This window comes from uncultured Roseobacter sp., from assembly GCF_947493125.1.
GTDB lineage: Bacteria > Pseudomonadota > Alphaproteobacteria > Rhodobacterales > Rhodobacteraceae > Roseobacter.
Genome location: NZ_CANLQB010000004.1, coordinates 51,613 through 71,216, shown reverse-complemented (window position 1 = coordinate 71,216; position 19,604 = coordinate 51,613). Strand labels below are relative to the sequence as shown.

Annotated in this window: 21 protein-coding genes; 1 reads left to right on the top strand and 20 read right to left on the bottom strand. The window is 62.9% G+C overall.

Annotation, left to right across the window (positions count from 1 at the left end):
* Nucleotides 1-6 precede the first annotated feature (6 nt).
* Nucleotides 7-1,311 (top strand): pyruvate dehydrogenase complex dihydrolipoamide acetyltransferase, encoded by a 1,305-nt coding sequence (locus Q1A71_RS09490; protein WP_299674570.1) that lies wholly within the window; start codon nt 7-9, stop codon nt 1,309-1,311.
* 63 nt (nt 1,312-1,374) lie between these two features.
* On the opposite strand, the gene cysE is transcribed toward Q1A71_RS09490, so the two are convergent.
* The 20 genes from cysE to fabF all read right to left on the bottom strand — a co-directional run bounded on the left by cysE (nt 1,375) and on the right by fabF (nt 19,599).
* Nucleotides 1,375-2,184, bottom strand: a complete 810-nt coding sequence (cysE, locus tag Q1A71_RS09485) for a serine O-acetyltransferase (protein WP_299674567.1) — start codon at nt 2,182-2,184, stop codon at nt 1,375-1,377.
* 128 nt (nt 2,185-2,312) lie between these two features.
* Complete coding sequence (locus Q1A71_RS09480) at nt 2,313-6,254, bottom strand: glycoside hydrolase/phage tail family protein (protein ID WP_299674564.1); 3,942 nt, start codon at nt 6,252-6,254, stop codon at nt 2,313-2,315.
* Complete coding sequence (locus Q1A71_RS09475) at nt 6,254-6,700, bottom strand: peptidase (RefSeq protein WP_299674561.1); 447 nt, start codon at nt 6,698-6,700, stop codon at nt 6,254-6,256. The genes Q1A71_RS09480 and Q1A71_RS09475 overlap by 1 nt, the downstream gene beginning before the upstream one ends.
* Nucleotides 6,697-7,584 carry a DUF2163 domain-containing protein gene (locus tag Q1A71_RS09470; RefSeq protein ID WP_299674558.1) on the bottom strand — a complete coding sequence of 296 codons (888 nt, stop codon included), beginning with the start codon at nt 7,582-7,584 and terminating at the stop codon, nt 6,697-6,699. Before Q1A71_RS09470 ends, Q1A71_RS09475 begins: the two co-directional genes overlap by 4 nt.
* Nucleotides 7,584-8,216 carry a DUF2460 domain-containing protein gene (locus tag Q1A71_RS09465; RefSeq protein WP_299674555.1) on the bottom strand — a complete coding sequence of 211 codons (633 nt, stop codon included), beginning with the start codon at nt 8,214-8,216 and terminating at the stop codon, nt 7,584-7,586. Before Q1A71_RS09465 ends, Q1A71_RS09470 begins: the two co-directional genes overlap by 1 nt.
* An 18-nt stretch (nt 8,217-8,234) precedes the next feature.
* Nucleotides 8,235-8,894 (bottom strand): phage tail tape measure protein, encoded by a 660-nt coding sequence (locus Q1A71_RS09460; protein ID WP_299674552.1) that lies wholly within the window; start codon nt 8,892-8,894, stop codon nt 8,235-8,237.
* On the bottom strand, nt 8,884-9,093 hold the full coding sequence (locus Q1A71_RS09455; protein ID WP_299674549.1) for a rcc01693 family protein: 210 nt from the start codon (nt 9,091-9,093) through the stop codon (nt 8,884-8,886). Before Q1A71_RS09455 ends, Q1A71_RS09460 begins: the two co-directional genes overlap by 11 nt.
* Nucleotides 9,090-9,407 (bottom strand): gene transfer agent family protein, encoded by a 318-nt coding sequence (locus Q1A71_RS09450; RefSeq protein WP_299674546.1) that lies wholly within the window; start codon nt 9,405-9,407, stop codon nt 9,090-9,092. The genes Q1A71_RS09455 and Q1A71_RS09450 overlap by 4 nt, the downstream gene beginning before the upstream one ends.
* Before the next feature lie 2 nt (nt 9,408-9,409).
* Complete coding sequence (locus Q1A71_RS09445) at nt 9,410-9,823, bottom strand: phage major tail protein, TP901-1 family (RefSeq protein WP_299674544.1); 414 nt, start codon at nt 9,821-9,823, stop codon at nt 9,410-9,412.
* A 28-nt stretch (nt 9,824-9,851) separates the two neighbouring features.
* Nucleotides 9,852-10,262, bottom strand: a complete 411-nt coding sequence (locus Q1A71_RS09440; protein ID WP_299674541.1) for a DUF3168 domain-containing protein — start codon at nt 10,260-10,262, stop codon at nt 9,852-9,854.
* Entirely contained in the window at nt 10,259-10,597 is a 339-nt protein-coding gene (locus Q1A71_RS09435; RefSeq protein WP_299674538.1) for a phage head closure protein, read from the bottom strand. Before Q1A71_RS09435 ends, Q1A71_RS09440 begins: the two co-directional genes overlap by 4 nt.
* Complete coding sequence (locus Q1A71_RS09430) at nt 10,594-11,193, bottom strand: head-tail connector protein (RefSeq protein WP_299674535.1); 600 nt, start codon at nt 11,191-11,193, stop codon at nt 10,594-10,596. The genes Q1A71_RS09435 and Q1A71_RS09430 overlap by 4 nt, the downstream gene beginning before the upstream one ends.
* 155 nt (nt 11,194-11,348) lie before the next feature.
* Complete coding sequence (locus Q1A71_RS09425) at nt 11,349-12,527, bottom strand: phage major capsid protein (RefSeq protein WP_299674532.1); 1,179 nt, start codon at nt 12,525-12,527, stop codon at nt 11,349-11,351.
* A 69-nt stretch (nt 12,528-12,596) separates the two neighbouring features.
* Entirely contained in the window at nt 12,597-13,154 is a 558-nt protein-coding gene (locus tag Q1A71_RS09420; protein ID WP_299674529.1) for an HK97 family phage prohead protease, read from the bottom strand.
* A 49-nt stretch (nt 13,155-13,203) separates the two neighbouring features.
* Nucleotides 13,204-13,617, bottom strand: a complete 414-nt coding sequence (locus tag Q1A71_RS09415; RefSeq protein WP_299674526.1) for a hypothetical protein — start codon at nt 13,615-13,617, stop codon at nt 13,204-13,206.
* A complete protein-coding gene (locus Q1A71_RS09410; RefSeq protein ID WP_299674523.1) occupies nt 13,610-13,912 on the bottom strand; it encodes a hypothetical protein in 303 nt (100 codons plus the stop codon). Before Q1A71_RS09410 ends, Q1A71_RS09415 begins: the two co-directional genes overlap by 8 nt.
* On the bottom strand, nt 13,909-15,087 hold the full coding sequence (locus Q1A71_RS09405; RefSeq protein WP_299674520.1) for a phage portal protein: 1,179 nt from the start codon (nt 15,085-15,087) through the stop codon (nt 13,909-13,911). Before Q1A71_RS09405 ends, Q1A71_RS09410 begins: the two co-directional genes overlap by 4 nt.
* Nucleotides 15,088-15,267: 180 nt before the next feature.
* On the bottom strand, nt 15,268-16,494 hold the full coding sequence (locus tag Q1A71_RS09400) for a terminase family protein (protein WP_299675696.1): 1,227 nt from the start codon (nt 16,492-16,494) through the stop codon (nt 15,268-15,270).
* Between the two features lie 679 nt (nt 16,495-17,173).
* Nucleotides 17,174-18,340, bottom strand: coding sequence for an endolytic transglycosylase MltG (gene mltG / locus Q1A71_RS09395; RefSeq protein WP_299674517.1), 1,167 nt, complete (start codon nt 18,338-18,340; stop codon nt 17,174-17,176).
* Nucleotides 18,340-19,599 (bottom strand): beta-ketoacyl-ACP synthase II, encoded by a 1,260-nt coding sequence (fabF, locus tag Q1A71_RS09390; RefSeq protein ID WP_299674514.1) that lies wholly within the window; start codon nt 19,597-19,599, stop codon nt 18,340-18,342. The genes mltG and fabF overlap by 1 nt, the downstream gene beginning before the upstream one ends.
* Between the last annotated feature and the right edge of the window lie 5 nt (nt 19,600-19,604).

Here is a 19,604-nt window from a genome sequence, read left to right as displayed (position 1 = left end):
CGCGCCATGCCGACAGAAATCCTCATGCCCGCCCTGAGCCCAACCATGGAAGAAGGCACGCTTGCCAAATGGCACGTCAAGGAAGGCGACACCGTCTCCTCCGGCGACATCATGGCCGAGATCGAAACCGACAAGGCCACGATGGAGTTCGAAGCTGTCGATGAAGGCACCATCGGCAAGATCCTGGTTGAAGAAGGCACCGAAGGCGTGAAGGTCAACACCGCCATCGCGATCCTGCTCGAAGAGGGCGAAAGCGCCGATGATATCGACACGTCGAAATCTGCACCGCAAGCCGCACCTGCGGCTGACGCGGGCAACGAGGCGGCCTCCAGCGGAGGCTCCGAGGCGCCCGCTCCCGCTCCGGCACCAAAGAGCGCGGACGGCAATCGCATCTTTGCGTCCCCGCTTGCACGCCGGATCGCCAAGGATAAGGGCCTCGATCTGGCGTCCATCAAAGGCTCCGGCCCGCACGGCCGCATCGTGAAGGCCGATGTGGAGAAAGCGACAGCTGCCCCAAAGGCAGCCGCAAGCGCGCCCGCAGCGGAAGCCCCGGCCGCCCCTGCAGCCGCCGCCGCGCGTGGCCCAAGCGCAAGCTCTGTGATGGCGATGTACGAGGGGCGCGACTACGAAGAGGTGAGCTTGGATGGCATGCGCAAGACCATCGCCAGCCGCCTCACCGAGGCCAAGCAATCGATCCCGCATTTCTACCTGCGCCGGGACATTGAGCTTGATGCGCTGCTGAAGTTCCGCGGCGAGCTCAACAAACAGCTTGAGGCTCGGGGCGTGAAGCTCTCGGTCAACGACTTCATCATCAAGGCCTGCGCGCTTGCGCTTCAAGCGGTGCCCGATGCCAATGCCGTCTGGGCCGGTGACCGGATGCTGAAGCTGAAACCGTCGGATGTGGCCGTCGCAGTGGCCATCGAGGGCGGGCTCTTCACACCTGTGCTGAAAGACGCTGACATGAAATCGCTCTCCGCGCTCTCCGCCGAGATGAAGGACCTTGCGACCCGCGCCCGCGACCGCAAGCTCGCGCCGCATGAATACCAGGGCGGCAGCTTCGCCATCTCCAACCTTGGCATGTTCGGTATCGACAATTTCGACGCGGTCATCAACCCGCCCCATGGCGCGATCCTCGCAGTTGGAGCGGGCGTAAAAAGGCCGATTGTTGGAGCAGATGGAGAACTGGCGGTTGCCACGGTGATGTCGGTCACATTGTCGGTGGATCACCGCGTGATTGACGGGGCGCTCGGCGCGCAGCTTCTACAGGCGATCAAGGACAATCTTGAAAACCCGATGACCATGCTGGCCTGACACGCGGCCCCAAAACAAAAAAGCCGGGAGCATTGCTCCCGGCTTTTTGCATTTTAGAAGGCCTCAGACGTCCGGGCCAAGCATATGGTTCATCGAAATGGATGGCTGATCACATCCCGCTTCGCCGACAATACGTGCCGGGATACCCGCCACCGTCTTGCAGGGCGGCACCTCTTCGAGCACCACAGATCCTGCAGCGATCCGGCTGCAATTGCCGATCTTGATGTTGCCCAGGACCTTGGCCCCGGCTCCGATCAGCACACCGTCACCGATTGTGGGATGACGGTCCTCTTCTTCCTTGCCCGTCCCGCCAAGTGTCACCGAATGCAGCATGGAGACATTGTCACCGACAACGGCCGTCTCGCCGATCACGATGGAATGCGCGTGGTCGATCATGATGCCTTTGCCGATACGCGCCGCCGGGTGGATGTCGACGCCGAAGATTTCCGAGACCCGCATCTGTACGAAATAGGCCAGATCGCGTTTTCCTTGCGTCCACAGGTGGTGACCCACCCGGTAGGCCTGCATCGCCTGATACCCTTTGAAATAGAGGATCGGCTGCAGCAACCGGTGGCAGGCCGGATCACGCTCGTATATGGCGACGAGATCGGCCCGTGCCGCGTGCACCAGCGACGGATCGAGAGAATAGGCATCTTCGACCATCTCACGCACGACGACCATCGACATCTCGTTGGACGCAAGCTTGGCGGCGATCCGGTAGGACAGCGCCTTCTCGATGCTCGTGTGGTGCAGGATACAAGCGTGGAGAAACCCGCCCATAAGCGGCTCATCCAGAGCCGCCTGCCGTGCTTCGACACAGATCTGGTCCCAAACCGGATCAACCGGAGTGATGTTTGGACTAAGTTCCGCCATCGTGATCATCCTCTTTGCGGTTCGCCCCTTGTTACCTCATTTAGGAGGCGAAGGCCAAATGCAAAGCTGTGATGAGCGGCATTCCCGTCGGGAATGGGTTAGGCCGACCTCTTCATCCACGGGTATCTTCAGAGCGACACATCGACACTGGTGACAAGCCCGGGCCCGTAGGTTGCCGAAATCTGGGCGACTTCAAGCGTCACGGCACCGGTTGCCTCATCCGCCAGTTGATCAGCCAATGTGTAATCCCATTGTGGCGCGTAAACAGTCGTCTCGCGCAAGACCGTATCGCCTTGCCGGACGCGCACGGCATAGGCCTCGCTCTCCTCGGCCAAGGGCACATCCGGCACATCCCAGCTGTCCCCGTCTTGGCGCGTACGGCGAATCCAGAGAGCGCGAAGCGTGCCGTCGAATGCGCGGGTCGTGCGCAGATGGGCCGGCGCGTAAGGCCGCTCTCCATTGCCGTTGAAGGCATGTACTTCTTCGACGTAAGACACGTCATCCACCGGACGACGCGCGGGGCCGATGCGGTAGGTCTGAGACACCCGCCGCAGGTTGCGGCCAAGGTCAATCTGCTCGGGAAAGCCGTTCAGAAGGACAAACCAGGAGCCCTCGGGCCAGACATCCGGCACGAGGCCGTCACTGCCCAACTGCCCTCGCAACCGGGTCTGCAACTGGTAGGTATACTTGTCGATAAGCGTGGCCTCGGCGAATTGGAACACCTCCCAATTGTCCGGAGTGCCATCCCCGATCGCCGCCAGATTGGCGCCGCTCAGCATCGCCTGAATGTCTACGGAACTGAGCGTACCGCTGATCAGCTTCACTTCGAGCGGTGCACCGCGATCCAGACGCGCCGCGGGAGCGGCCACCATCGCGGATTGAGTGGTGCCGATGATTGACCGTGCGGACAGCTGGCTGATAAGCCGGAAATCGCTGTCGCTTGGCGAACGATAAACAGCGACCGAGCCCTGCCAGGGCTGCGCCGTAATCGCGGCATGGGGCGCATGCGGCACCTCGTCTCCGGTCATCAACGGCAGATCGAGGAACAGCGGTGTGACCGGCACGGGCGGCACGAAGGGTCGCGGGCTCGGCACATCGTCGATCATCTCAGCCGAAGTATAGACATCGGGTTCGATCCGAACGGCTTCGACGATCTGCAACGCACCCTGTTCCACCCGGTCAATCCGGTAAAGCGCACGACCTTCCGTCTGATCTCCCTGCAATTCGATGACATCGCCGGCCCCCATTGTGAGGCACGATGGCGGCAGCGCAAAGCGGATCGCATCGCGGGCCACCCGCGCTTCGGTCAGCCAGCGTTCTGCAGTCTGGCGCCCCTCGCCGCGGGTCAGCGCGATCGGTATCTCGGAGGTCGAAACGGAATGCGTGCGTTCATCCGCCAGCACGGCTTCCTCGGCCAGCACGTCGAACTCCGCATCTGCTTGCACGAACCGAAGGCGAACCCGCCCGGCCATATCAGCCTGTGATGAGCGGGATTGCTCCACGACACCATCAAGCTCCTCGCTGAGAGCGAGGATGTCGCGGTTCAGCTGCAACGGATTCTGACCATTGCGCATACGGAAGACGAGCTCGCCGTCCCGCTCGACCGCATCGAAGGAATACCGCAGCATCAGCGGTTGTAGCGAGGCGCGGGCGTCGTTGACATCATTGACCAGATAGCCACGTACCGTGCCGTAAAGGCGGCTGGTGTCGAAATTCTTGACACCCGCCTTCATGCAAATCTCGGCGACAACCGAAGATAGAGACCGCGCCGACGTCCGTCCATTGATCCAATGCCCCCGCGCGTAATTCTCGGCGTCGCTCCACAGCGCTGCATTATTCGGGAAATAGGGATAGGGTCGCGCATCCCAGGCCCAGACAAACGCCCGGCTCATATCGACCATGGGCCCGTCGTAAACTATCGAGCTGGGGTTCTTGTCCTGATCGGCCCAGAACGCAGCCAGCGCCCGCAGATACTGCGCCTGGATGAAGTCATCGCGTGCGCCGTTGGAAAACTTCGGCAAGCTGCTTTCGGACGACTTCATATCAAGGAACTTGTTTGGCTGGTTTGTTCCCTTGTCGACGGAGGCACAACCGATCTCGGTGAACCAGATTGGTTTTGACTGCGGAATCCACCCCGTGGGATCGGGCGACCGGACACCTGCGATGCGCTCGTGATGCGGGTTCATCCACCAGTTTTTGATGTCCTTGTAGCGGTAGACCCACGGCTCTCCGTATGCGCCGTCTTCGATTGGTGTGCGGATCTGCTCCGCCGCATCCTGCTCGGACGCATAGAACCAGTCGTATCCCTCACCACCATCAATGTTCGATTTCAGGTATTCGAGATCATAGATTGATCCGGCGTCGGCATCGAGATGCTCATCCCCCTCCCGCCAGTCAGACATCGGCATGTAGTTGTCTATACCGATGAAATCGATATTGGCGTCTGCCCACAACGGATCGAGATGGAAGTAACGGTCATTCGAACCATCCTGCGGCTGATAGCCGAAATATTCACTCCAATCCGCAGCATAGGTGATCTTGGTCTCCGCCCCCAGGATGGCACGCACATCAGCCGCCAGAGCGCGCATCCGCGCCACGGCGACAAAACTGTTCCCGGCACCGCGAATCTGCGTAAGCCCCCGCATTTCAGTGCCGATACAGAAGGCTTCGACACCGCCCGCTGCTTTGCAGAGCGCAGCATAGTGCAGGATGAACCGGTTGAAAGACCACTCATTTGGCCCAGTGTAGCGCACCGATGTACCGGAGGTGCTGAAATGCGTTGCGCGTGCCGTACCGAAGAACGCATCCACTTCCGCATCCGCATCCGCCGTACCGTCGGGCGACCCCTCTACGCCCGGCGCAACCGACAAGGTGATCCGCCCTCTCCAGGGCAGAGCGGGCTGTATTTCTTCCGGCGCATACGGGTTTTGCAGCGTGTTGTCGCCCAGTTGGTCCATTAGGATGAAGGGATAGAACAACACCTTCTTGCCAGCCGCGTGCATCGCTTGAATGGCTTGAACAACCGACTGATCGGTGGGCGTTCCGCCATACACTGGTCGCCCATTCTCCTGTGGCATCGCGAGAGCCGTTGACCGGCTGAGGCCCGCGACGGTCCAACGCATGTTCTCGCCTTCGTATTCCTTCTTCTCGACGCGGGGCCGGATCTTGCAGCTTCCACACCGCAGGTCGTCACCGAACCAGGACACAACCAGGGATGCCGCTTCACAGTTGGGGAGTTCATCAACAAGTGTCTCGAGCGAGGCGGCAAAGTCCGCCTTTTCCGCCGGTGTGTTGACATTTGCGCTCCAGCGGCTGCCGGGCCCGCTGCTGTAGTGCACCGGTGTCGTCGCCAAGGAGTACTCTCCTGTTCCGGGGATCACGGCGACACTTCTGATTGCATAGGTCAGTGCCAGCTCCGCGTCAGGCTCGTCGACCTGCTCGGGCCGGGACACCTCAAAGGAGAATTGCGGAATCCGGTTGCCGAACCGCTCCAGCTGAAGATTCTCGAAAACGACGTAAGCGGTACCACGATAGGCCGGAACCGTTCCCGCACCTTCAATCGCCTCAATCGTCGGATCGGGCAGCTGATCCGGCGCACCGCGGTAGATCCGCATATTGAGATCATCCGGTGCAATCTCTTCACCATTGGCCCAGATGCGCCCGACTCGCGTAATCTCACCTTCGCAGATCGCCACGGCAAGATTGACCGAATAGGAATAGCTGCGGGTTTGGGTCGTGGGTTGGCTCGGCGCTCCCTTGCCGCCGCCGCCGCCACCGGAGACCGAAACAGTTTCGGCGAAATCCGAGGCCCAAATCACCTGACCACCCAGCCGCATCCGCCCGTATACCTGCGCGAGCGCTTCCCCTTCACCAACGCTGGAGATGCGGAAGCGGTCAACCTTGCCGGTCTCCACCACCTCAGACCCCTCACCCAGCAGCCGCTGATCGATCACTCGGCCAATGGTGGCGCCTACAGCGCGACCGATCACAGCGGTCGACAGGCCCGCGACACTGCCGCCAATCGCGCCACCAGCCGCGGCTCCTACCGCAGAAAGTACAATCGTCGCCATCAGAGGGCCTCCTCAGGAAAAGTAAACCGCGCCACAATGCGCCGCCGCCACGGCAGGCTGAGCGGACTTTCGACAACCCCGTGGCCGGAATAAGCGTGTATGAAGGTTGGATGGTGTCCCGTCTGACCGACGATCCCAAGGTGCTTTGCAACCGCGTTGCTGCGCATTCGGAAAAGAACGACATCCGCAGGTGCCAAATGATCCAACGGCTTGGCCAGCAGGTGCCGAACGGCGGCATCCCACAGGCGCTCTTCGCCCTGCGGCTCCGACCAATCCATGGAATACGCCGGAACGGGTTCTGGTTCCTGCCCATAAAGTGCGCGCCACAGACCGCGGATCAGCCCCAGGCAATCGGTTCCGGCGCCTTTGCGGGCGGATTGGTGCACATAAGGAGTTCCAATCCAGTCGCGGGCCTCAATCAGGATGCGCTGCTGCATTGGGGTCATCTTCGGCTCCCGCCTGTATTCGCGCCGCTCGATTTCGGCACCGCGATCATCCAGTCCTCGCTCGGCACATCCGGAAACCCTTGAAAATTGATCAGGTTCGCAAACTTAAGCCGGCAGGTCTGGCTGCGTTTGTCACAACCTGCGACGATCCGGACACGTGCACCCGGCTCAAGCGCGCCGCGCAAAGGTTCCCACAGCTCAATAACGCGGTAAACGCCTTCAAATCGGTCCTGTTTGATCATCCCCCAAAGCCCTGCCGCGGCCCCGGTCAGGATCTCCAGTCGACCACGGGCGAACCAGCCGGTGTCAAAGCCGCCGAAGTCCTCCCAACGGAAGACGCGTGATCGGGTGACCTCTTCGATGGGCAGCTCAATCGAGTAGCCTGGTGTCGTCAGGTCGAACCGGCAGGTCGCATCCCCCAGCACCGCCGTGCAGGGCTTCTGATAGACCCGCCCCAACGGTCGATTGAGCAACTCGGTCAATCCACGCAACTCGGCCTGAAAACCACCGTCCGCACGGCGCAGCTCACCGATGGTGCCGCGAAACTGTAACCAGCGCTGACTTACATCGTGCCAGTTCACCAGCCAGGCCAGCACCTCGGCCTCATCGAATCGGCCTTGCTCGATTTCATCCTCGCGGATCGACAGATCGCTGAGCGCGCCAAGTGCTTCGGTGTTGTCGACCGAGAGCCCGGTGCTCTGCGATAACGCCAGCGCGCTCAATCCCGTGTCTGCCCGAAAGGTGATCCCGTCAAAGCTCAGATCTCGGTCGTGATCGGTAAAACCCAGCACAGCACCGTCCTGCCGAGTGATCGCCCAGGCGTGCGCGACAGTGGTCAGGCCGCCTTCGAGGTGGGCCTGAAGCCCTGCATCCATACCGGGCATCAGATCCGGACCTCCACAATCGGCACATTCGGGACTTCGCCGGCCTGAAAACTGGCGATACTGGTCTGGATTCGGTCAGTGTCGAAGCGGACAGGCACATCGAACTCGAAACCGGCAGTCACCTCAACACCAGCGTCAGGCGCGGTCACAAAGGTGATCACCCCGGTCTCGTGCTCAATTGAATAGTCTTCTCCTTCGACCAGGGCAGCCCCATTCACGCCAACCACAACCGTTCCGATGACTGGCTTGCTGATGGGGCGCACATAGCTATAGGTGCCGGACTGGTAGGCCTTGATCAGCGTGAATTCCGTCTGCGTGCCGTCCCCGGTTCCAATCACCTGGTCGAAAGCAGAGATGTCAGCGGACGGCTTCGCCGAGCGATAGTCGGACCAGTCCTTCCAGCGAAACGCATAGAGTTGCCCGAACCGCGCTTCGAAAAACGCGATCAGCGTTTCCACGTCATCAAGCGAGCGCATGCCCAAGCCTGCGTCATACCGCCTGCGCGAATGGGCCCAGGGCGAGTTCCGCTCCTCGAAGCCGTTGCTGATTGTCACCACATCGGTGCGCCTCTCCGGACCACCGACAGAGCCAAAGCTCAGGGTGGCCGGAAACCTCACTTCATGAAATTGCATGGGTGTGCTCCCCCGGTCTTATCGATTGCGTTGGCCGCGCCCCAAGGCACGGGTCATCTGGGCCGCGATCTGGCCCTGGCTGCGCTGGAACCCCTGCACGTCCGGCGTGGTGATGTTCATCACGATGGTCTGGCCGCCACCGCCCGCCCCGCGCACACCCAGCTTGCCATCGGGGCCGCGTGCGAGCGGCATGATCGCCTCCGGTCCGGCCTCTCCCATGATCCCCATACCGCCGCGCATCCCGAAGGGCGTGGCTCCGCTGACGATGCCGCCAGTGGCAAAGGGCATGACGCGACCCTGGCTGAACGGAGCCCCATCTGCGAACGGCAAGATACCTCCGATCAGCCCGTCGACACCTTGTGCCAGCAGCCCGCCCACCTGTTTCGTCACCGGGTTGATCGCAGCGCTGTAAGCCGTGTTCACCAGACTGTTCGCAAGCGTGTCGAGCGCTGTCGACAAGCTGTCGCCGTCAAAGACAACGCCGTCGAAAGCCCGCCGCAGGCCGCGTGTCAGCCCGCGCTCCAAAACGGCGATGTCTCGGCCAGTGGCCGCCAAGGACGTCTTCATCCGCTGCAGCTCGCTGTCAAACCCCGAAACCAGCTGGCTCGTCTGGCCAAGCGTCTCGTTCAGCCCTTCGGCGCGCCCCTCAAGATCGTCAAACCCGCTCTCATCCGTCATTGCCATCGTCCTCGTCTTCGGTGTCGGGATATGAGGCCATCAAGGCCTCCAACCTGGTGCTCAACAGCGGCCCGCTTTTGCTCGGGTCGCCCAACATGGTCTGTAACTCGGCAGGCGTAAGCGCCCAGAACACGTCCGGCTGCAGCCCGAGCCCCCGTAGGCCGACCCGCATCAGTGCCGGCCAGTCCAGCCGCGTCATGCCTGCGGCGCGGTGAACGCGCGTGCCAGCAACTCGGCCGCCGCACGGGCAGCCCCGATGGGCCCGCCATCAATCTCCGCATGAAGCAGCGCGTCATCGGGCACGTCGCATTTGCCGCCCCGCAGGCCCGCCCTCAGCAACGCCAGCACATCCTGACTGGTGAAACTGCTGCTCTCAAAACGCTCCACCATGGCCAAAAGCGAATCCGTTTGCATCGCGGCCTCCAGCTCGGCCAATGCGCCGAGCGTCAACCGCATAACATGGGTCTCGCCGTCGATCACCAAGGCCACATCGCCCCTCCAGGGATTTGCCATGATCAGATCGCCGTGAAGCTCAACGCGCCAGCGCTGGCCAGGGACAGCTCATAGGTCGCCTCGCCATTGTGGCTGCCGCCGTACTCGATCGCGGTGACCTGAAACGGCCCCTCGACGATGCCGAAATCCGGAATCACGACCTGAAAGTTCGGCGCCTCACCGTCAAAAAACAGCTGCCGCGCACGCTCATCCGTGTCCGCGTCGCGGAACACACCGGACCCGCTGATCGAGACCGACCGCACACCGGCGCCGGACAACAGCTCACGCCATCCGCCCTGGCTCTCAAGGCTGGTCACATCGATGGTCTCCGCGTTGAAGCTCACCCGCGTGGCACGCAGACCCGCAAGCGTGGTGAAGGACCCACTGTCCGTCATATCGACCTTGATCAAAAGGTCCTTTCCGTTCTGAGCACCCATGGGTTGTCTCCTGTTTGAAGTCTAAAGGTTATGCGTCGTCGACGCGGGCGCGAAAGCGCATGCGGATCTCGCGGCCGGTATTGGCATCGATCCGTCGTGCCTCCGCCCGCAGGAATTTCAGGAACACGAGCCGCCCTCGGCTCAGCGTCAGATCAGCGTCCTGCAGGACATCCGAGATCGCCGCCGCGACCGCCTTGGCACCCGTGAATCCCGGTTGTGTGGTCGTGACCATGATTTCAATGTCGTGCAGCGCGCCGTCGCCGGTTTGATCGGAGGCATCGCGCGCCTGCTCGCGCCCCAAGCTCACGTAGGTCTCGGGCACCGCCCCTGTGGGAACCGCATCATAGACATGGCCCCCGATCAGGGCATCAACTGCCGCGTCGTTGATCAGGGCGTCGTAGATGGCGGCCTGCAGCGCGCCCGACATGGCATAGCTCATACCGCCACCTCCTCAGTTGCAAAGCAGGTGAGATACCGCCCGTCCGGGTCGTCATCCACCACCGCCTGAATGTGAAAGAGCCGCGCACCCTCGCGAAACCGCTGCTCAGGTAGCGGGCGCCTGATGTCGCCCTCCGGCGCGCTCCGCAACGTGATCCGGTAGCCTACTGCCGACACAGCCACTTCCGAGACCGCCGTCTCGCGGCCCGAGCGCGGCGTCACCTTTGCCCAGACACTACCCAGCGCCTGCCAGGTCTCGACATATCCGCCAGCGCCGTCATCCAACCGTTGCGGCGCCTCCAGGACCAGTTTCCGGTTCAGGCGGGGCGTCGTCATCGGATCGCTCCCGACCCAAGACGCAAGACCTTATAGCGCTCGATCAGACTGCTCACACCAAAAGGCATGCTGCCCTCACGCAGCGAGGTCTCATCGCGGTATTCATAGTAATGCGCCGCCAACAGGAGGACGGCCTGCCGCATGTCAGCGGGCAAATCCGTCCAAGCCATGCCATAGCCAGCCTCGAACTCCACAACCGCTGATCCACCCTGCGGAATGACGGGCAGACACGCGCCGACTGCCCGCAGGCGCGGCCGCTGGCTGTCGCGTTCCAGCCAATACTGCTCCGGATCGACTTCGGAAGAACTGCCGTCACGGGACATCACCGACAGCCGCGTCACCGCAGAGACCGGCGCCACCGGCAGCACCTGCGTATCGCGATCCCGCCAGAAGGTCAGCGACCAGCTGAATGGGCGCGTCATCAGGATCTTTCCCGTCCGGGTCTCAATCGCGGCCATCGCGGCCCGCAGAAACCCAGCGAGGACCTCATCCTGCGCAGAATCCTGACCAAAGCCGGTGCCCAGTCGCAAATGCGCTTTGAAGTCTTCGACTGGTAGCGCCGCATCGGGCACCGTCGTTTCTTCGATCAACATCATCGAATGTCTCCAATTCGTTTTGCTCCACCGTTCAGAAACCGGGCGCGCACCCATCTGCATTGCTCGGTCGGAGGGGAGCAGCTAGACAACACAAACGTTCCGGCGCGCACCCGGCCCGGCGCGAGGCATGCCCCGCGCCGGTATCGTCACATCCCTCAGGAGGTGCCGAATTTCAGCAGCTTGATCGCGGCATAGTCGCTCACATCGCCGCCCACGCGCTTTGTCGCATAGAACAGGACATGCGGCTTGGCGCTGAACGGGTCGCGCAGAACGCGCAGATCGGGGCGCTCGGCGATGGTGTAGCCCGCCGAGAAATCGCCAAAGGCAATCGGCGTCGCATCGGTTGCCGCATCCGGCATGTCTTCGGCGATCAGGACAGGGTAGCCCATCAGACGCGCAGGCTCGGCTGCGGCCAGACCGTCCGACCAGAGGAACCGGCCATCGTTGTCCTTCAGCTTTCGCACCAGACCAGCGGTCTTGGAGTTCATCACGAAGGTCGCATTGGCGCGGTACTCCGCCCCCAGCGCATAGACCAGGTCGATGATCGCATCCGCCGTGACATTGCCTTCGATGCCCGTTGGCACATAGCCGAGGTTGCCCCAGGTCCAGACATCATTGTCCACGGTGCTGTGGCTCAGGATGCCCATCGGCTTGTCGGTGCCGTCGCCATTGATGAAGGCCGCCGCTTCCGCACGCGCAAACTTGTCGGCGATGCGGCTGGCGAGCCATGTCTCGATGTCGAACGCACTATCATCCAGCAGACGCTGCGACGCCTTCGGCAGCGCGCTCAGCTCGTGCAGCGAAATGGTGATGCGGTCGATCTGCGGCGTATCGGTCTCACCGGTTGCGCCGGTTTCGGTGGCCCAGCCTGCACCCACGTCGGTGTGATCGACGAGCACATCGTAAGATGTCGCTTCAACGTTCACTACAGCCGCAATGGAGCGGATCGACGCGGTGGCGTTCAGAACCGATTTCACCGTCTCGGAGGTTTGCGGATCTACGAGATAGCCACCATCGGAATTCACCGCGGTCGAGAGGGATTTCACATCCATCTCCAGGCCACGCAGCCCGTCATCATCGCCCGAACGCAAGTATGCGTTAAAGGCCTTCTGATGCGGTGCGCCCGCGTCCACAGCACCGCCAAGGGGGCTGCGTTGAGAGGTCAGTGTCTTTCGGTCCAGCATGGTCAGTCGCTCTTCTGTCTGTTGAAGTTTTGTCTCGATATCGTCTTTGAAGCGTTTGAAATCAGTGACAAAGCCGGTCACGGCCTGCCTGACATCCTCAGCGGGGGTCAAACCGTCCCCGCCCGCCGCCTTGCGTTCGGTCTTGCTCATGGCAAATCCTCTTCTTGGTAGTGTGAAGGCCGCGCGAACCCCTCGCGCGACCGGGACGACAGGTGCGCGTTAGCGGCGCGCCAGATCAGCGCGCGCGCCTGCAAAGACGGCGGCCATGTCACGCAGGGAACGGTCAAGCTCAGTCTCCTCCGACTTGCCCGCAACCCGCGCACTGGGCAACATCGGGAAGGTCACCAACGACACCTCCCAAAGCTCCAGTTCCTGCAAGAGCCTCTGGCCCTTTGAATTCTTCGTAGCCTTGCGCGTGCGATAGCCGATCGACAGCCCGTCAATGGCGCCTGCCTCGATCAGCGCGGCTGCCTCACGGCCCTTGGCCACGCTGTCAAGCAGACGTCCCTTGACCCACAGGCCCTTGCCGTCCTCGCGCACCTCATCCCAGATGCCGATGGGCTGCGCCGGGTCGTGCTGCCACAGCATCTTGACCTTCGTCCCCTTCGCGGTGAGTGCTGCCAACGACGCCGCGTAGGCCCCTTCGGCGACCACGTCATTGCCCTGGTCAACCGCTCCAAACAGGCTGGCATAGCCGCTGATGACGCTGCCATCCTCGACCTCAAGGGCCTCTCCGAAACGCGCGAACTTGCGCTCCAATCCGGTCTCTACTTCCATGTCACTCTCCTCGCTGAATGTTGCACGCACCGTCTCGGGTGCGGCGGGGTCAGCCGTCATAAAATCTGGTGATGGTCACCCACAGCGGATGACACCGGTGATGTGCATAGGCCCGCGTCCCGGCGGTCTGATTCAGTCCCGAGACGAACCAAGGGCCTGCGTAGTGTCCACCCTTCGGGCGCGAGCGCGGCATGGTCGCCGCGTCCGGTTCGAAGTCGACAGGCACACGCACCTCCCCCGCGTACCAGGCCAGCCCTCGGAAGGCGCATTGCCGCACCTTGCGGAACCGCACGTAAAAACTGACACCCGAGGCATGTTCCTCCTCGTGGAGGATCTGCGTCTCCCGCACGACCGGAAAGTACCGGCTCTCCAGATACGGCCCGACCGTGAAGATCGCGGGCGTCAGCGCCATGCAGAAGGCCAGAAGCACCGACGCGCGGGTGATGATGGCCACGCTAAACACCGAACATCGCTCCTCTCATCACAAACGACATGAAGCCACCGATGATCGCCGCAATGATGAGCCAGACCAGCCGCGAGATATGCCCGTCGATCCGGTCGAGCCGCCGATCCACCTCATTGAACCTCTGCTCAACAAATTTCCGTTTTTCTTCCGCCACAGCGAGTTCGCGCTCCAGCATGATTGTGGCCCTCTCGATGGCCGAAATCCGTTTGTCGATCCGCTGAAACACGCTTTCGAAGTCGTCGAATGGGTAGACGACATGCTGCGCGCCCGAGGGTTTTTCGCTAGGGTTCACGCCGTACCGCCTTCAACGGGCAGACCAAGCAGAGCGCGCTTTTCGGCCTGTGTCAGAAAATCCGCCTTGGCCACCCGGCTCCATTGTGCGTCCCGCTCCGCAGCCAGCGCCGGCACCTGATCCAGATCGGGTTTCAGCACCAGCGGCGTACCCGTGAACCCAGCGATCCAATGGGCGAGCGCCGCGGTGACCCGGGTTGCGAGTGGCAGCACCGTCAGGCGATAAAACGCCCGGTTGGCCTCCTGGTAATTCGCATAGGTTGCATCCCCCTGAATGCCCAGCAGCATCGGCGGCACCCCGAAGGCCAGTGCGATCTCGCGCGCTGCCGCGTCCTTGCTCTTCTGGAACTCCATGTCCGAGGGCGAAAAGCCCATCGGTTTCCAGTCGAGCCCGCCTTCCAGCAGCATCGGGCGGCCCGCGTTGCGCGCACCCTGGTGATGGCTCTCCATTTCGCTCACGAGGCGCTCATACTGATCGGGCGCCATCGTCCCCTGCCCCTCAACCCCGCGATAGACAATCGCCCCCGAGGGTCGCGCCGCATTGTCCAGCAGCGCCTTCGACCAGCGGCTGGCCGAGTTGTGCACATCAATTGCCATCGCCGCCGCCTGCATCGGGCTGAAACCATAGTGATCGTCCTGCGGGTGGAAGCTCTTGATATGGCACACCGGTACGCGCGGCCCGCTGGCGTCAAAGCGGTGCTTGCGCCCGCCGACCGCATATTCATAGGCCACGGGCCAGCCATCGCTGCCGGGCACCACGCTCATCCGGTCCGACCGCAGCACATGCAGCTCCACCGGCAGATCCGCCTCACCGGCCACCGCCTCCACATAGCCATTGCCGTTGAGCAGCAGCTGCGCGTAAAGCGCCTCCAGCAACTCCGCCCGCCCTTGCATCGGGTTCGGCCGCGCCACGAGGTCAATCACGGGGTGCACGTCATAGCGTTGCTCGGTGTCCTGCAGCACCAGCGGCAGCGCCGCCGCCGCCTCGGCGATCAGCTTGACCGACCGAAACCCAACAGGGTTGCCCGAGAAGCCAGTCCGCGTCAACGACACCGCATCGCGCGGGCTCCAGGCCACGCGGCCTGAGGTCTGATAGGCCACGACAGGCCCCGCGGCGCTCGCTTTCTGTTCGGGTGCTTCAGTGACTGCACCACGCTTTAGAAAGTCAAAAACCATGTCGTTTGCTCCTCAATATGCTCGCCGGCAAGGCACCTGCGCCCACGCACCGATCTGCGCGGCGGGGCTGATCTTGTTGCCTCGAGTTTGGTCGAATTCCGATTTCAAAGATGAAAAGGCAGCGTGCGCTGCCCCGAACCCCTTGCAGGCTTGGCCCAAGGGGGAATGGTCACCAAAAGGTTACAGCGACCGTACGCGTGGCGCCCGCCACTTGGCGGCAGGCTCGATCATCAGCTCATGCAGTGCCCAGACCAGCGCATCCACCCGGTCAGGCGAGCCCTTGCCCTCATAACCGTGCAGCGTCATGCGGCACATCTGGTCTTCCAGCGCGTCGAGCCCGGGCATATGCCGCACCCGCCCTTGCTCATAGAGCGCCGCCACAGGCTCGGCCCGGGCGACCTTGCCCCGGCTTGCGTGCACGGCCTTGTAGGGCACCAGCGGGTCCACCTGACGCACCACCTCCGCCACCATCTGTCCGCCCTGGTTCACCTCGGCCACCAGCCGGTCGGCCCCGTACTGCTCCATCGCCGACACCGCCGCCTGCGCCCATCCCGCGGGCGTGGCGCCCGCAACGGTACAATCCGCGATCACGGTGGCGCGCCAATCCTGCGGCGGGCCGGTCATCTTGACCCCCGCCACCACGATCCCGCATTCGTCCGAGGTTGCCGTCCCGCTCGCCGCTGGGTCCAGCGCCACCACGATCCGGTCCAGATCGGGCAGCGCGCGTACCCGCGCCGCCTCGAGACCTGCCGAGGTCCACAAAGCCCCTTCGGCATCCTCCAGCAACACACCGTCCAATTCCTGGCGCCCCAGCCGCGTGCCTTCATAGCGCGCCCTGACCTCTTCCAGGAAGGAGGCCGCCAGATTGGCCGCATTGGCCTCGGTCGGGGCCTGCGTCACCACGGTCGACGGCGATTTCAGCAGCGCCTTCAGCACGCCTACGTTCCGCGGCGTCGTCGTCACACAGACCCGCGGGTCCTCCCCCAGCCGCAGCGCGAACTGCAACTGGTCCCAGGTGGCCTCCGCCTTCTTCCACTTTGCCAGCTCATCGACCCAGGCCGCATCGAACTGGGGCCCCCGCAAGCCTTCCGGGTCATAAGCCGAATGCACGGTCGCAATGGCCCCGTTGGGCCAGACCAACCGCTTCCGCCCGGCTTCCCAGGTCGGGCGCCGGTCGGGCGGCGAACAGGCAAGAATGCCGCTGTCGCCAAAAATCATCACTTCGCGGACCTGGTCCACGGTCTCCCCCACAAGCGCGACACGCCGCGCCCGCCCTTCATCCAGTGGCCGCGCGCCCTCCACCTGTGCCCGCACCCACTCGGAGCCTGCGCGCGTCTTCCCCGCACCGCGCCCGCCCATGATCACCCAGGACCGCCAATCGCCTTCAGGCGGCAACTGATGCTCCATCGCCCAGAACTCGAACAAAAAAGGGAGAGCCAGAAGCTCTCCCTCGTCCAGGTTATTCAGGAATTCATCCTGCAGGTCGCGTGATGCGGAGCCGATCCAGCTTGCGCCCAATCGTAGCCCGTGCTTTTTCGAGATCGAGGGCATAGCCCCCTTGGGCGATCCCTGCATGTTTGCTTCGACATTCGACAAGGCGGTTCTCCACTTTCTGGCAGGTCTCCAGCAGCGTCGCGGCTTGCGTCACTGTCTTGGTGCTCTGCGCTGTCACTGCTCCATCAGATGTGCGGACCCGTTCTCTCAGGTCTTCCAGTTCTTTTCGCAGATCTCTGATGGAACCGAGGACCGAGTTCAGAAGGTCTTCGGTCTGCGACTCTACGTGCTCCGGGGTGATTAAGGTCATTCAGGTTCTACCTCTCATGCGCGTAGTCTCCGCACGAGAGAAACGAAAAAACGACCCGACGGGATCACTCCCGGGGTCGTTCGCCCACTTCTTCTAGCATGTCACAAGTTATACGTGTGACCGTACGCAAAGTCAAGAAAAATCAAATTGTTAACAGCGACCCACCGTACGGTGCCATTAACGATTTCGGCGCTGCACGCGCCACAAGCCTGCCAGTCAAACCGCGAAAGCCCCGTAAAACCAACAGGTCCGGCGGGCTTTCAGGCCGCCGCCCCGCTGCCCTCAATTCCCCGAGGATTGATTGGCGCGCTCCGCTTCGATCTCACGCCACCTGGCGACGTTCCGGTTGTGCTCGTCCAGCGTCTCGGCAAAGGCATGCCCGCCCGTGCCATCCGCCACGAAGAACACATAAGGCGTCTCCAGAGGCCGCGCCGCCGCCTCCAGGCTGGCGGTCCCCGGGTTCGCAATCGGCGTCGGCGGCAGCCCTTCGATCACATAAGTGTTCCAGGGCGTCGCCGCGCGCAGCTCGCTCTGCCGCAGCCCGCGCCCCAGCACGCCCTTGCCTTCGGTGACCCCGTAAATCACCGTCGGGTCCGTCTGCAGCCGCATCCCCCGGTTCAGCCGGTTCACAAAGACGCTGGCCACCTGCCCGCGCTCTTCCGCAACACCCGTCTCTTTCTCGATGATCGACGCCAGCACCAACAGCTCCTCCGGCGTCTCGATGGGCAGGTTCTCATCGCGATTGAGCCAGGCCTGTGCCACACGCAGCTCCTGCGCCGCCTGCATCCGCGCGATGATCTCCGCGCGATCGTCCCCTGGCCGCACCTCATAGCTGTCCGGTGCCAGAGACCCTTCGGGCGGCAACTCGTCGACCGATCCCTCCAGTACATCCATCGCCTTCAGGCTCTCCACCACCTGCCAGCTCGTCACGCCTTCGGCCAGTGCCACGCGGAGCCGCGTATCGGCCTGCTCTTTCTTCTCCGCATAAATCTCGGGCGTCTCGTCTTCGGCGGGGTTGAAGCTTGCCCGCTCCTCAAAGCGGTTCGTCCCGGGGTCCAGCTCGCGCACCTGCACGCCCAGCCGGTTCACCCCGATCCGGTACACCACTTCCGTACCGCAGGTGCTCGCCCCGCCCCGCGTCACGATATCGACGATCTCTTCCATCGACGCACCCGGATCCACCAGATAGCTGCCCGCCTTCAGTTGGCTCGTCTTCTCGGCATAGTCCGCCCCCATGCGGAAAATGGTCGACGAGCTCACCGCCCCCTGTTCTTCCAGGTCCAGGCTGACCCGGCGCATGTTGGTGCCGCTCGGCACATCCAGACAGATCGCCTGCTCCAGCGGCCCGGCCGCCTCATACTGTCCCTTGCCCCAGAGGATCACGCCGCCCATCAGAAACAGCAGCACGATCAGCAGGGTCACGGCATTAGAGGCGATATGTCGCCACATCAGTTCACTTTCCCAAAGATGACGCTCGCATTGGTGCCGCCAAAGCCAAAGGAGTTCGACAGGGCCACATTGACCTCCCGCTCGCGCTTGGCGTTGGGCGCCAGGTCGATGGCAGTCTCCACCGCCGGGTTGTCGAGGTTGATCGTGGGCGGCGCCACCTGATCGCGGATCGCGAGGATCGAGAAAATCGCCTCGATGGCGCCAGCCGCCCCCAGCAAATGCCCGGTGGCCGATTTGGTCGAGGACATCGTCACCTTGTCCGCATGCTCTCCCATCAGGCGCTCGACCGCGCCCAGCTCGATGGTATCCGCCATGGTCGAGGTGCCATGCGCATTGATATAGTCCACATCCTTCGGCTCCAGCCCGGCATTCTTCAGCGCCGCGCGCATCGACCGCTCACCGCCCTCACCGTCCTCCGACGGGGCCGTGATGTGATAAGCATCGCCCGACAGCCCATACCCCAGCACTTCCGCGTAGATCTTCGCCCCGCGCGCCTTCGCGTGCTCGTACTCTTCCAGCACCACAATGCCCGCGCCCTCGCCCATGACGAACCCATCGCGGTCCTCGTCATAGGGCCGGCTGGCCTTTTGCGGGTCATCGCCACGCTTGGTGCTCAGCGCCTTGCAGGCGTTGAACCCGGCAATCCCGATCTCGCAGATCGCCGCCTCGGCACCACCTGCGATCATCACGTCCGCATCGCCATGCTGAATGAGACGGCTCGCATCGCCAATCGCATGCGCACCCGTGGAACAGGCCGTCACCACCGAATGGTTCGGCCCCTTGAAGCCGTATTTGATCGACACCTGACCCGAGATCAGGTTGATCAGCGCCCCCGGCACAAAGAAGGGTGACACACGCCGCGGCCCCTTCTCGTTCATCATGATCGCGGTATTCGCAATCGAATTCAGCCCGCCGATGCCGGAGCCGATCAGCACACCGGTGCGCTCCAGGCTCTCCAGATCCTGCGGCTGCCAACCTGAATCCTCCACCGCCTGCTGCGCCGCCGCCATGCCAAACAGGATAAAGGTGTCGATCTTCCGCTGGTCCTTCGGCTCCATATAAGCATCCGCATTGAACGTCCCGTCCGAGCCATCGCCGCGCGGCACTTCGCAGGCGTATTGCGTGATCACCCGCGCAGGATCGAACTGTGTGATCGGCCCGGCACCGGACTGCCCGTCCAGAATCCGCGACCAGCTCGCCTCGACCCCATCCGCCAGCGGGGTCACCAGACCCAACCCGGTGACAACTACTCTGCGCATCGCAA